At 67.2% G+C, this 11,659-nt stretch carries 11 protein-coding genes; 7 read left to right on the top strand and 4 right to left on the bottom strand.

All coding sequences use genetic code 11. The annotated features are described in order from the left end of the window. Positions 1-16 precede the first annotated feature (16 nt). Together MT490_RS08800 and MT490_RS08805 are read right to left on the bottom strand one after the other, a co-directional pair. Positions 17-963, bottom strand: a protein-coding gene (locus MT490_RS08800) for an IS630 family transposase (protein ID WP_297386108.1) whose coding sequence is annotated in 2 segments (ribosomal slippage) — positions 17-627 and positions 627-963 — 948 coding nt in all. Because the reading frame shifts where the segments join, the coding sequence is not laid out codon by codon here. 139 nt (positions 964-1,102) lie between these two features. Further along, complete coding sequence (locus tag MT490_RS08805) at positions 1,103-2,434, bottom strand: MFS transporter (protein ID WP_297386109.1); 1,332 nt, start codon at positions 2,432-2,434, stop codon at positions 1,103-1,105. A gap of 150 nt (positions 2,435-2,584) precedes the next feature. Between MT490_RS08805 and cyoA the strand changes: the two genes are divergently transcribed. The 7 genes from cyoA to MT490_RS08840 are packed head-to-tail and all read left to right on the top strand — an operon-like array spanning position 2,585 to position 9,196. After that, entirely contained in the window at positions 2,585-3,613 is a 1,029-nt protein-coding gene (gene cyoA, locus MT490_RS08810) for a ubiquinol oxidase subunit II (RefSeq protein WP_297386111.1), read from the top strand. Continuing rightward, complete coding sequence (cyoB, locus tag MT490_RS08815) at positions 3,614-5,620, top strand: cytochrome o ubiquinol oxidase subunit I (RefSeq protein ID WP_297386113.1); 2,007 nt, start codon at positions 3,614-3,616, stop codon at positions 5,618-5,620. It abuts the gene before it with no gap. Beyond that, on the top strand, positions 5,617-6,258 hold the full coding sequence (gene cyoC, locus MT490_RS08820; protein WP_297386115.1) for a cytochrome o ubiquinol oxidase subunit III: 642 nt from the start codon (positions 5,617-5,619) through the stop codon (positions 6,256-6,258). The genes cyoB and cyoC overlap by 4 nt, the downstream gene beginning before the upstream one ends. After that, a complete protein-coding gene (cyoD, locus tag MT490_RS08825) occupies positions 6,255-6,632 on the top strand; it encodes a cytochrome o ubiquinol oxidase subunit IV (RefSeq protein WP_297386117.1) in 378 nt (125 codons plus the stop codon). The genes cyoC and cyoD overlap by 4 nt, the downstream gene beginning before the upstream one ends. Positions 6,633-6,652: 20 nt before the next feature. Continuing rightward, the gene (locus MT490_RS08830) at positions 6,653-7,351 is read left to right on the top strand and encodes an SURF1 family protein (RefSeq protein WP_297386119.1); all 699 of its coding nucleotides are present in this window, start codon (positions 6,653-6,655) and stop codon (positions 7,349-7,351) included. Further along, positions 7,348-8,664 (top strand): ATP-binding protein, encoded by a 1,317-nt coding sequence (locus MT490_RS08835; RefSeq protein ID WP_363321740.1) that lies wholly within the window; start codon positions 7,348-7,350, stop codon positions 8,662-8,664. Before MT490_RS08830 ends, MT490_RS08835 begins: the two co-directional genes overlap by 4 nt. Position 8,665: 1 nt before the next feature. Next, complete coding sequence (locus tag MT490_RS08840) at positions 8,666-9,196, top strand: response regulator transcription factor (protein ID WP_297386121.1); 531 nt, start codon at positions 8,666-8,668, stop codon at positions 9,194-9,196. 15 nt (positions 9,197-9,211) lie between these two features. On the opposite strand, the gene MT490_RS08845 is transcribed toward MT490_RS08840, so the two are convergent. Both MT490_RS08845 and MT490_RS08850 read right to left on the bottom strand, forming a co-directional pair. Further along, positions 9,212-9,634, bottom strand: a complete 423-nt coding sequence (locus MT490_RS08845) for a hypothetical protein (protein ID WP_297386123.1) — start codon at positions 9,632-9,634, stop codon at positions 9,212-9,214. Then, positions 9,631-11,628: a GGDEF domain-containing phosphodiesterase gene (locus tag MT490_RS08850; RefSeq protein WP_297386124.1), complete on the bottom strand. Its 1,998-nt coding sequence runs from the start codon at positions 11,626-11,628 to the stop codon at positions 9,631-9,633. The genes MT490_RS08845 and MT490_RS08850 overlap by 4 nt, the downstream gene beginning before the upstream one ends. Positions 11,629-11,659: the final 31 nt, after the last annotated feature.

An 11,659-nucleotide genomic window follows, 5' to 3' on the forward strand; every position in this document is an offset into this window, starting at 1 on the left:
CTAGAGCGTTTTCCGATCATTCTGCATCGTACCCGGCGCTAGCGAAGTAATTGGCGCACTCCTGCGGCGAGTAGAGATCGATGATGCGGCCGATGGCGTCCCACAGGCCATGGATGGTGCGCTCGGCGGCTTTACGCAGATGCGCCTTGAGCTTGGAGAAGGCCTGCTCGATTGGATTGAAGTCGGGGCTATATGGCGGGAGGAACATCAGGCTGGCGCCGGCGGCCTCGATGGCGACGCGCACGGCGGGCAGCTTGTGGCTCGACAGATTATCCATGATGACGACATCGCCGCGTGACAGTTCGGGAACGAGGACGCGTGTCACGTAGGTGGTGAAGGCATCGCCGTTGATCGGCCCGTCGAGCACCCAGGGCGCTACCATGCCGTTGCGCCGGAGCCCGGCGACGAAGGTGGTGGTTTTCCAATGCCCGTGCGGCACGCCGGCGCGAAGCCGCTCTCCGCGCCGGCATCGGCCATGACGACGCGCCATATTGGTCGATGCCCAGGTCTCGTCGATGAACACGAGGCGCGCTGGATCGAGATCGAGCTGCGCCTCGAACCACTCCCAGCGCCGCTTCAGGACGTCGGGGCGATCTTGCTCGGTGGCGTGCGCGGTCTTTTTTTGCGCGTGATCCGGTGGCGATCGAAGAAGCGCCACAGCGTACCGATCCCTACCGGCGTACCGCGCTCGGCCAGCAACGCCTGCAACTCGACGAGCGTGATGTCGTCCTGCTCCTCGATCGCGGCGAAGAGGAAGTCGGCCTGCGCTTCAATACGCGCCGAACGCCGGTCGCCTCCCTGCGCCTTGGCGGCCGGCGTGCCGTGCTGAAGCGCCAGTTGCCGCCAGCGGATCGCGCTCGCTGCGCTCACCCCAAATCGTATCGCCGCTTGCCGACACGACAGTCCGCTATCAACCGCGGCAACAACCCGATCCCGAAGATCCTGCGAAAGCATCCGACCCATCCACGCCGGCCTCCTTCACCAGCAGGAAGCGTGAATCAGAAAACTACGCCCTTGGGAATCCCTAACGATTCACGTCGCTCGGAAAACGCTCTAGTCGGCCCGGAGGCGCCGAGCCCCGGCCCGCCGCTTCCGGGGACATTTACGTCGTCGCGCGCGCCCAATCCTTGTTGATCGCGAGCGCCGCCAGCGTGCAGATCGCGCCGGAGAGCAGATACGCCCCCACCGACCACAGCCCGAAGCTGCTGGCCAGCGCCAGCGCCACCAGCGGGGCGAAGCCGGCGCCGATCAGCCAGGCGAGGTTCGCGGTGACGGCCGCGCCGGTGTAGCGGCGCTGCGCCGAGAAGCTGCCGTTCACCGCGCCCGACGACTGGCCGAAGGCGAGCCCGAGCAGGACGAAGCCGCCGATCATGTACACCGTCTCGCCGAAGCTCCCGGCGCCCAGCAGCTGCGGGGCGAAGCCGCTATAGGCGCCGATGAGCACTGCCGAGACGCCCAGCACAGCGCGACGCCCGACCATGTCGGCGATCAGGCCCGAGGCGAGGATCGACAGGACGCAGACGACCGCGCCGATGATCTCGATGACGAGGAAGCGGACCGCGGCGTCGCCGGTATAGAGCACGACCCAGGAGAGCGGGAACACCGTCACCAGGTGGAACAGCGCGAAGCTGGCGAGCGGCGCGAAGGCACCGAGCACGACGGTGCGGCCCTCCTCGCGCAACGTTTCGCCGATCGGCGCCGGCTGGAGCTCGCGGCTCTCGAACAGATGCTCGAACTCCGGCGTGGCGACTAGGCGGAGGCGGGCGAACAGCGCAACCACGTTGATCGCGAAGGCCACGAAGAAGGGATAGCGCCAGCCCCAGGACAGGAAGTCCTCGGCCGACAGCGTCGAGAGGAAGAAGGCGAACAGTCCCGCGGCGACGATCAGCCCCAGCGGCGCCCCGAGTTGCGGGATCATCGCATACCAGCCGCGATGCTCCTTCGGCGCGTTCAGCGAGAGCAGCGAGGGCAGCCCGTCCCATGCGCCACCCAGCGCCACGCCCTGCCCGATGCGGAATAGCGCCAGCAGCCAGGCGGCCGCGATCCCGATCCGGTCATAGCCCGGCAGGAAGGCCATCGCCATCGTCGAGCCGCCGAGCAGGAACAATGCGATGGTGAGCTTCACGCCGCGGCCATGGTTGCGATCGATCCACATGAAGACGAACGAACCGAGCGGGCGCGCGATGAAGGCGAGCGCGAACAGCGCGAAGGAATAGAGCGTCCCGGTCAGCGGATCGACGAAGGGGAAGATCAGCGACGGGAACACCAGCACCGAGGCGATGGCATAGACGAAGAAATCGAAGAACTCGCTCGTGCGCCCGATGATGACGCCGATGGCGATCTCTCCCGGAGCGATTCGGTGGTCGCGTGCATTCACGATTCGGGCATCGCGTTCGAGGGGCGTCGAGGTGGACGTGGCAATCGGTGCACTCATGCGGTTTCGCTCCGGCAGCCTTTCTCGGTGTTATTGCGTTTCAACGCGCGTTGCACCAGAAAAGCGTCGCGGCGGGGATAGGACAAAATGTCCAATGTCGGCGTGGCTGCGCGCCGGGATAGGCGGAGGTCCATGCGCGAAGACAAGCCAATGTCCATTGCACGCCGGTCCCTGACCCTGCTCCCGCTCGCCGCACTTCTGTCGGCGTGCGACCGCGCCGTGCTCGATCCCGCAGGCGACATCGCGCTCCAGCAGCGCGACATCATCTACATCTCCACGGCGCTGATGCTGCTGATCATCGTGCCGGTGATGGCGCTGATCGTCGTGTTCGCCTGGCGCTACCGCAAGGGCAACGAGGACGCGACCTACGACCCCGATTTCGATCACTCGACCGCGCTCGAGCTCGTCATCTGGTCGGCGCCTTTGCTCATCATCATCTGCCTCGGCGCGCTCACCTGGTGGAGCACGCATTTGCTCGATCCGTTCCGCCCGCTGAACCGGGTGTCGGCGGAGAAGGCGGTCGATCCCAAGGTGCGGCCGCTCACCGTCCAGGTCGTCTCGCTCGATTGGAAATGGCTGTTCATCTATCCCGAGCAGGGCATCGCGACGGTCAACGAGCTGGCGCTGCCGGTCGACCGGCCGGTGCGGTTCGACCTCACCTCGACCAACATGATGAACACCTTCTACGCGCCGACGCTGGCGGGGATGATCTACACCATGCCGGGGATGCGCAGCACACTCCACGCGGTGCTCAACCGCCCCGGCGAATTCAAGGGCATGTCCGCCAATTACAGCGGCGAAGGCTTCTCGCACATGCGCTTCAAGCTCTACGGCGTCGACCAGGGAGGGTTCGACGCCTGGGTTGCGCGCGTGAAGGCGAGCGGCCCCGCGCTCGACACCGATCGCTACCTCGCGCTGGAGAAACCCAGCGAGCGCGTGCCGGCGACGTATTTCTCGGGCGTCGAAGCGAACCTGTTCGATCGCATCTTCCAACGCTGCGTAAAGCCCGGCACCTCTTGCGTGACCGGAATGCACGGCATGCACGGCGCCGCGCCGGAAAAGGGCAAGCCCGAGGGCGCGCTGATGAAGGAAGGCGAGGAGAAGGGCAGCGGCGAGAGCCTCACCCCACCGCCGGGCGCGCACGCCAGCCCCGCACCGCATTCGCACCAGGAGCGTTAAATGTTCAACGAATCGCTGGCGCGCATGATCTTCGGCCGCCTGACCTTCGAATCCTTCCCGCTCCACGAGCCGATCCTGCTCGTGACCTTCATCGTCGTGGTCCTGCTCGGGCTCGGCATCGTCGGCGCGGTCACCAAATACCGGCTGTGGGGCTGGCTTTGGCGCGAATGGTTCACGTCGATCGACCACAAGAAGATCGGGATCATGTACATGATCCTGGGCATCATCATGCTGCTGCGCGGCTTCGCCGACGCGCTGATGATGCGCGCGCAGCAGGCGGTCGCGTTCGGCGGCAACGAAGGTTATCTGCCCCCGCATCACTACGACCAGATCTTCACCGCGCACGGGACGATCATGATCTTCTTCGTGGCGATCCCGCTGGTCGTGGGACTGATCAACTATGTCATGCCGCTCCAGATCGGCGCGCGCGACGTGGCGTTTCCCTTCCTCAACAATCTCAGCTTCTGGCTGACCGTGGCGGGCGCGCTGCTGGTGATGATCTCGCTGTTCGTCGGCGAATTCTCGCGTGGCGGCTGGCTCAACTACGTGCCCGTCACCAATCTGCAGAACAGCCCGGACACGGGCCCCGATTACTATCTGTGGGCGCTGCAGATAGCGGGCGTCGGCACCACCTTGTCCGGCATCAACATGGTCGTCACGATCATCAAGATGCGCGCGCCCGGCATGACGATGATGAAGATGCCGGTGTTCTGCTGGACGGCCCTGTGCAGCAACGTGCTGGTGATCGCGATCTTCCCGGTGCTCACCGCCGCCTTCGCGATGCTGATGCTCGATCGCTATGTGGGGACCAATTTCTTCACCAACGATCTCGGCGGCAACCCGATGATGTACTGGAACCTGGTGTGGATCTGGGGCCACCCCGAGGTGTACGTCCTCGTCCTGCCGGTATTCGGCATCTATTCCGAGATCACCTCGACCTTCACCGGCAAGCGGCTCTTCGGCTATTCGTCGATGGTCTACGCCACGGTGGTGATCACGATCCTGAGCTACCTGGTGTGGCTGCACCACTTCTTCACCATGGGCTCGGGCGCTTCGGTCAACAGCTTCTTCGGCATCGCCACCATGGTGATCTCGATCCCGACGGGCGCGAAGATCTTCAACTGGCTGTTCACCATGTATCGCGGCCAGATCCGCTTCGAGCTGCCGATGATGTGGGTGGTCGCCTTCATGCTCACCTTCGTGGTGGGCGGCATGACTGGCGTGCTGCTCGCGGTGCCCCCGGCGGACTTCGTGCTCCACAACTCGCTGTTCCTGGTCGCGCACTTCCACAACGTGATCATCGGCGGCGTGGTGTTCGGGCTGTTCGCGGGGATGGATTACTGGTTCCCCAAGGCCTTCGGCTTCAAGCTCGACCGCTTCTGGGGCAAGGTGACCTTCTGGGGCTGGGTGATCGGCTATTGGGTCGCCTGGACGCCGATCTACATCGTCGGGCTGATGGGCACGACGCGCCGCGTGAACCATTTCGACGATCCGAGCCTGCAGATCTGGTTCGTGATCGCCGCGATCGGCGCGCTGATCATCCTGGTCGGCATCGTCGGGTTCGTGATCCAGATCGCGGTCAGCATCATCAACCGCGACAAATTGCGCGACACCACCGGCGATCCCTGGGACGGCCGCACGCTCGAATGGTCGACCTCGTCGCCGCCGCCCGCCTATAACTTCGCCCACACGCCGATCGTCCACGATCTCGACGCCTGGTACGATATGAAGGCCCGCGGCGCGCAGCGGCCGGTGCAAGGCTTCGCCCCGATCCACATGCCGCGCAACACCGGCGCCGGGGTGATCCTCTCCGCGCTCGCCATGGCACTGGGCTTCGGCATGATCTGGTACATGTGGTGGCTGGCGGTGGTCTCGGCGATCGGGCTGCTCGCCTACGCGATCCTCCACACCTTCAACTACAACCGCGACTATTTCATCCCGGCGGAGGAAGTGGCGCAGACAGAGGACGCGCGCACGCAGCTGCTCGCGGCGGGAGCCACGGCATGACGACCACTGCGCTCATCGACGATCCCAGCGTGAATCCGACCTTCTACCTGGTCGAGAAGGACGATCACGACCATGCCGGGACCGGCGGCGGCACGCTGCTCGGCTTCTGGATCTACCTGATGAGCGACGCGCTCATCTTCGCCACGCTCTTCGCCACTTTCGGCGTGCTGAGCACCAGCTATGCCGGCGGGCCTTCCCCGCGCGAGATCTTCGAGCTTCCGCTGGTCGCGCTCAACACCGCGCTCCTGCTCGTCTCATCGATCACCTATGGCTTCGCGATGATCGCGATGCAGGAGCGCAAGCTGCGCGGCACGCAATTGTGGCTCGTCGTCACTGGCCTGCTGGGCGCCGCGTTCGTCGGCATCGAGCTCTTCGAGTTCGGCAATCTGATCGCCGAGGGCGCGACGCCCCAGCGCAGCGCGTTCCTCTCGGCCTTCTTCACGCTGGTCGCGACTCACGGGCTGCACGTGACCTTCGGCATCATCTGGATCGGCGTGATGCTCGTCCAGCTCGCCCAGCGCGGGCTCCATGTCGAGAACCAGCGGCGGCTGATGTGCCTCAGCATGTTCTGGCACTTCCTCGACGTCGTCTGGATCGGCGTCTTCACCTTCGTCTATCTGCTCGGGGTCCTGCGATGAACGACGCCACTCCCGTCGACGCGGCGCACAGCCATGGCGACACGCACGGCCACGGGTCGCGCCGCACCTATCTGATCGGCTTCCTGCTGTCGGTCGTGCTCACCGCCGTGCCCTTCTGGCTGGTGATGACGGGCGCGCTCGACGCGCAGTCCACGACGATCACGATCATCGCCTTGGCGGTGCTGCAGATCCTGGTGCACACCGTCTGCTTCCTCCACGTCAACACGCAGGCGGAGGGAGGCTGGACCTTGATGGCCTATGCCTTCGCCGCGGTGATGGTGCTGATCGTGATCGCGGGCTCGCTATGGATCATGTACCACATCAACAGCAACATGATGCCGGCGCCCTCGATGGAGATGAGCGCGCCCTCCTGAAGCCGCCCCGGAGCCGTCAGGTGAAACGCGCGCTGCTGCTCGTCCTGGCCTTGCTCGGCGTCGCGGGATTCACCGCGCTAGGCATCTGGCAGGTCGAGCGACTCGCGTGGAAGCTCGACCTGATTGCGCGGGTGGAGGCCCGGATCCATGCGCCGCCCGCGCCGATCCCGGATCGGGCACAATGGGCAAGCCTCGACACGCGCACGGAGGAATATCGGCGCGTCCGCACGAGCGGCGTCTTCCTTCACGATCGCGAGACCCTGGTGCAGGCGCTGACCGAGCGCGGCGCGGGATTCTGGGTACTTACGCCGCTCCGCACCGCGCAGGGCATCGTGCTCGTCAATCGCGGCTTCGTTCCGCCGGAGCGGCGCATACCGGCCACTCGGACGGGCGGGCAGACCGAGGGTTCGGTGGCGGTGACCGGCCTGCTGCGCGCCACTGAGCCCGGCGGCGGCTTCCTGCGCGCCAACGATCCGGCGGGCGAGCGATGGTATTCGCGCGACGTCGCCGCGATCGCGCACGCACGAAGCCTGGAAGGGGCGGCACCGTTCTTCGTCGACGCGGACGCCTCTCCCAACCCGGGCGGCTATCCGGTAGGCGGGCTCACCGTGGTTCGATTCCGCAACAGCCATCTCGTCTACGCCCTGACCTGGTTCGCGCTGGCCGCGATCAGCGCGGCGGCCGCCCTGCTTCTCCTGCGTTCGCGGGAACCGCGATGATGGACGCGCCCCTGCTCGCGCTCACGCGCCGGCGCTCCGGCGCCCCGAGCGGTCTTTCGGCCGAGACTGCTGCCGCCGAGAACATGCGCCAGCTCATCCAGCTGCGCTGGATCGCCGTTGCCGGACAGACGCTCACGATCCTCTTCGTCCATTTCGGCCTCCGCGTACCTTTGCCGGTTCTGGAGATGCTCGGCGTCGCGCTGGCGCTCGCGGCGGCAAACCTGTTCGCGACGATCGCCCTGCCCCGCCACCGGGTGCAGGACGACGAGGTCATGTTCGCGCTGCTGCTCGACATGGCGGCGCTCACGCTCCAGCTCTATTTCAGCGGCGGCGCGGCCAATCCGTTCATCTCGCTCTATTTGCTGCAGGTGGTGCTCGGCGCGATCCTGCTGCCCCCCGCATCGGCGGCAATCCTCGTCGGCGCGACGGTTCTCAGCTACGCGCTATTGAGCGTGAGCTATGTGCCGCTGGCGCTGCCCCGGAGCCTCGTGACCGAGAGCGCCGATCTCTTCGCGATCGGACGATGGATCAGCTTCGCGATGGTCGCGAGCCTGCTCGTGCTTCTCATCACCCGCATCAGCCGCAACCTGCGCGCGCGAGAGGCCCATGTCGCCGATCTTCGCCAGCACGCCGCGGAGGAGGAAGGGATCGTCCGCATGGGGCTGTTCGCCTCGGGCGCCGCGCACGAGCTGGGGACGCCGCTCGGCACGCTTTCGGTGATCCTCGCCGACTGGCGCCGGATGCCCGCCATCGCGCGCGATCCGGAGCTCGACGCCGAGGTCCGGGAGATGCAGGCGGAGGTCCAGCGCTGCAAGGCGATCGTGTCCGACATCCTCCACTCGGCCGGGCAGCCGCGCGGCGAGGAGATGGAGCGCATGGCGGCGGGCGCCTTCCTCGATTCGGTCGTGGAGGCCTGGCGTCCGACACACCCGCAGGTGCCGCTGGACTATGGCCGCGATGCAGTGGCCGCAGCCATCATCGCGGTCGATCCCGCGTTGCGCCAGGCGGTCTGGAACCTGCTCGACAATGCCGCGGAGGCGTCGCCCGCCGGGGTCAGGCTGCTCGCCGACATCGAGGACAGCATGGTCGCGATCTGCGTTCAGGACTGGGGCGACGGCTTTGCTCCCGAAGTGCTCGAGAATCTCGGCAAGCTGTTCCAGTCGACCAAGGGCGCCGGCCACGGCCTCGGGCTGTTCCTGGCCGCCAATGTCGCACGCCGGCTCGGCGGCCGGCTGGAAGCGCGCAACCCTGCGATGGGCGGCGCCGAGGTGCGGCTGCTGCTGCCGTTCGCCCTTCCCAAGGAGACGCGCTGAGATGGACGGCCCCAGCCTGATCATCGTCGAGGACGATGCGACCTTCGCCCGCACGCTGCAGCGCTCATTCGAGCGGCGGGGATACAGGGTCCGCGTCGCCGCCAGCCCGGCCGAGCTCGATGCGTTGCTCGAAGCGGAGACCCCCGACCGCGCCGTGGTGGACCTCAAGCTGGGCACGGCGTCGGGGCTTCCCTGCGTCGCGCGGCTGCACGCGCAGGATCCCGAGATGCTGATCGTGGTGCTGACCGGCTACGCCAGCATCGGCACCGCAGTGGAGGCGATCAAGCTCGGCGCCTGCCATTATCTGGCGAAACCGTCCAACACCGACGATATCGAAGCTGCGTTCGGGATGGCGCCGGGGGACCCCGACGTGCCGGTCACCAACCGGGCGACGTCGCTGAAGACCCACGAATGGGAGATGATCAACGAAACGCTCGCCGCGACGGGATTCAACATCTCCGAGACCGCGCGCCGGCTCGGCATGCATCGGCGAACCCTGGCGCGGAAGCTGGAGAAACGGCCGCTTAAGTGATCGCTCGCTCCCGCGTCAGTCCCCCAGTTCTCCCCGTCCGATGCTGCTCGAGAGAAGCAGCTCAGCTTCTTCCTCGTCCTCGAGCGCCTCGGCGTCGAACTTCTCTCGCGTCATGTCGAACGCGCCGGTCAGCCCCTCGACGATCCAGCTGCCCATCACGAGCGTTCCTTCGGCATCGACGCTGCCCGCATAGGCGACCCTGTGCGTCCAGCCATGGGTGCCGTCATATCGCTTGGTGAAGCGCAGGCTCGCGCCGTCGCGTTGCCCATGCACCGTTGCCCGCCGGATGCCGCCGATATCCGTGTCGGGTTCGGTGATCGTTCCGGTCACCGCGCCATTCAGCTCCTCCAGCAGCGCGATGAAGCCATTGTCCTCATGGCCGTGATCGGCCGAATAACGGCCGTACCAGACGCCGCTCAGATCCTGCGGATCGCTCATCCCTGCACCAGATTGGCCTGCACCAGATTGGCAAGCGCGGGCACGTCGAGCGGCTCGGCGCAGAGATAGCCCTGGAAATACTGGCAGCCCTCCTTGGCGAGCAGGTCGAGCTGTGCCTCGGTCTCGACGCCCTCGGCCACCACCGCGAGCCCCAGCGAGCGCGCCATGTCGATTACCCCGCGCACCACCACCCGGTCGCGGTGCGCGCCGGTGATGTCGTGGCTGAGGCGTTTGTCGATCTTCAGATAGTCGAGCGGCAGCGCCTTCAGATAGGCGAGGCTCGAATAACCCGTGCCGAAATCGTCGATCGCCACGCGGCACCCGGCCGCGCGCAACTGCGCGAGCAGCCGTGCCGCCTCGGTCAGGTCCGCCATGATCCCGCTCTCGGTGATCTCCACGGTCAGCCGCGACCGCGGGAATCCGCTGGCGTCGACCCGGCCGAGCAGACTGTCGGCGAACCCGGCGCGCGCGATATCGACGGCGGTGACGTTGAGCGACAGGCGCAGCCTGCCCAGCTTCGACGGCCATTGCGACGCGCCGGTGAGGGCACGGCGCTGGACATGGTCGCTGAGCTGCGCCTCCAGCCCGGCGCGCTGCGCGGCAAGGAACAGCGTCTCCGCGCCGATCTCGCCCAGCTGCGGGTGGTGCCAGCGCGCCAGCGCCTCGACGCCGACGATCTGCCCCGAGGCGATCGCGACCTGCGGCTGATAGCGGACGCCGATCTCGCTGCGCTCCAGCGCGCGGTGGAGATCGTTGGCGAGTTCCTCGATCGGCGGCGCATGGGGTTCGGCGGGCACCACGTCGCCGAGCAGTGCCTCACTCGCGCGCCGCAACAGGCTCGCCGCCGAATCGCCCGCGACACTCGCCACGCTCGCCATCCGTGCGCCGAGATGCGCGATCTCGCCTCCCGCGACGAAGGGGCGGCCGATCGCCTCCTCGAGCCGCGCCTCGGCCTCGGCGAGCCGCGCGGCATCGGCATCGTGGCTGGCGACGAGGAATTCCGAGCCGCCGATCCGCGCGACGATCGCCTCGCGTCCCAGCGCCTCGCGCGCGACTTCGGCGACCCTGCGCGAGACGCCGCGGAGCAGTTCGTCGCCCGCGGCCCGGCCATAGGCCGTGTTCACGGTCTCGAAACGGCTGAGCCCGATCAGGATCGTGCCCACCGGCCGCCCCTCGGCCAGCGCCCGATCGATCCAGCGCCGCGCGCTCGTGGCGTCGCGCGCGCCCGTCAGCGCGTCGCGCACCGCGATGCTCGCATCGGGGGCGATCCCCAGCGCCTCGACCAGCGCATGCAACGCGCCGGTATTGGCGTCATATTGAAGATGCTGGATCACGCGCCCCACGCCGCTCAGATCGTGCGCGAACGCTGTCGAGCCGCGCTGCTTGTCCAGCCGCCGCAGCGCCGTCTTGACCAAAGTGCGGTCCTGGGGATCGAGCCGCCGCATCACCGAGAGCAGTCCCGGCGCCTCGCTCAGCCCCAGCAGGTTGGCGAGCCCTGGCGTGAGCTGCAGCGAGCGCACCTCGGGATCGATCCGCCAGCCCAGGGGCTCCGCGGCGCCGCCGCCCTCCCCGCGCGAGCGCGCCAGTCGATCGACATGACGGTGCGCGAAGCGAATCGCGTGTGCCATCGCCGCGGACGACATCGGGCTGCCCAGGAAGTGCGTCGCGCCTGCATCGTAGAAATGGCGCATGTGCACCGTGTCGCTCTGCGAGACGAGGATCAGCATCGCCCCGCCATGCGCCTCGATCACCCGGCCCAGCGCCTTGGTGGCATCGAGCCCGTCGGTCATCGCCCCGCGCGCGTCGATCACCGCCACGCTCGCGCCGCTCGCGAGGAAGCGTTGCTCGAGCCCCTCGGGGCGCCGCGCCGCCACGACGCGCCAACCGCCGCCGGCCGCAGCCGCGGCGACCTCGTCGCGCTGGCGGAAGGACAGGACGAACACCGGCGTATCGGCGGCGGTATTGGCATCGGCGATCGTGAAATTCTCATCCATTGCCCCTTCGATAGCCGGAAGCTGCGCCCGC

This window comes from Sphingomonas sp. (assembly GCF_026460985.1).
Lineage (GTDB): Bacteria > Pseudomonadota > Alphaproteobacteria > Sphingomonadales > Sphingomonadaceae > Sphingomonas.

What these genes read in the sequence shown, in the direction of transcription:
- MT490_RS08805 (WP_297386109.1), bottom strand. Translation starts at nt 2,434, where the DNA reads ATGAGTGCACCGATTGCCACGTCCACCTCGACGCCCCTCGAACGCGAT.
- cyoA (WP_297386111.1), top strand. Translation starts at nt 2,585, where the DNA reads ATGTCCATTGCACGCCGGTCCCTGACCCTGCTCCCGCTCGCCGCACTT.
- cyoB (WP_297386113.1), top strand. Translation starts at nt 3,614, where the DNA reads ATGTTCAACGAATCGCTGGCGCGCATGATCTTCGGCCGCCTGACCTTC.
- cyoC (WP_297386115.1), top strand. Translation starts at nt 5,617, where the DNA reads ATGACGACCACTGCGCTCATCGACGATCCCAGCGTGAATCCGACCTTC.
- cyoD (WP_297386117.1), top strand. Translation starts at nt 6,255, where the DNA reads ATGAACGACGCCACTCCCGTCGACGCGGCGCACAGCCATGGCGACACG.
- MT490_RS08835 (WP_363321740.1), top strand. Translation starts at nt 7,348, where the DNA reads ATGATGGACGCGCCCCTGCTCGCGCTCACGCGCCGGCGCTCCGGCGCC.
- MT490_RS08840 (WP_297386121.1), top strand. Translation starts at nt 8,666, where the DNA reads ATGGACGGCCCCAGCCTGATCATCGTCGAGGACGATGCGACCTTCGCC.
- MT490_RS08845 (WP_297386123.1), bottom strand. Translation starts at nt 9,634, where the DNA reads ATGAGCGATCCGCAGGATCTGAGCGGCGTCTGGTACGGCCGTTATTCG.
- MT490_RS08850 (WP_297386124.1), bottom strand. Translation starts at nt 11,628, where the DNA reads ATGGATGAGAATTTCACGATCGCCGATGCCAATACCGCCGCCGATACG.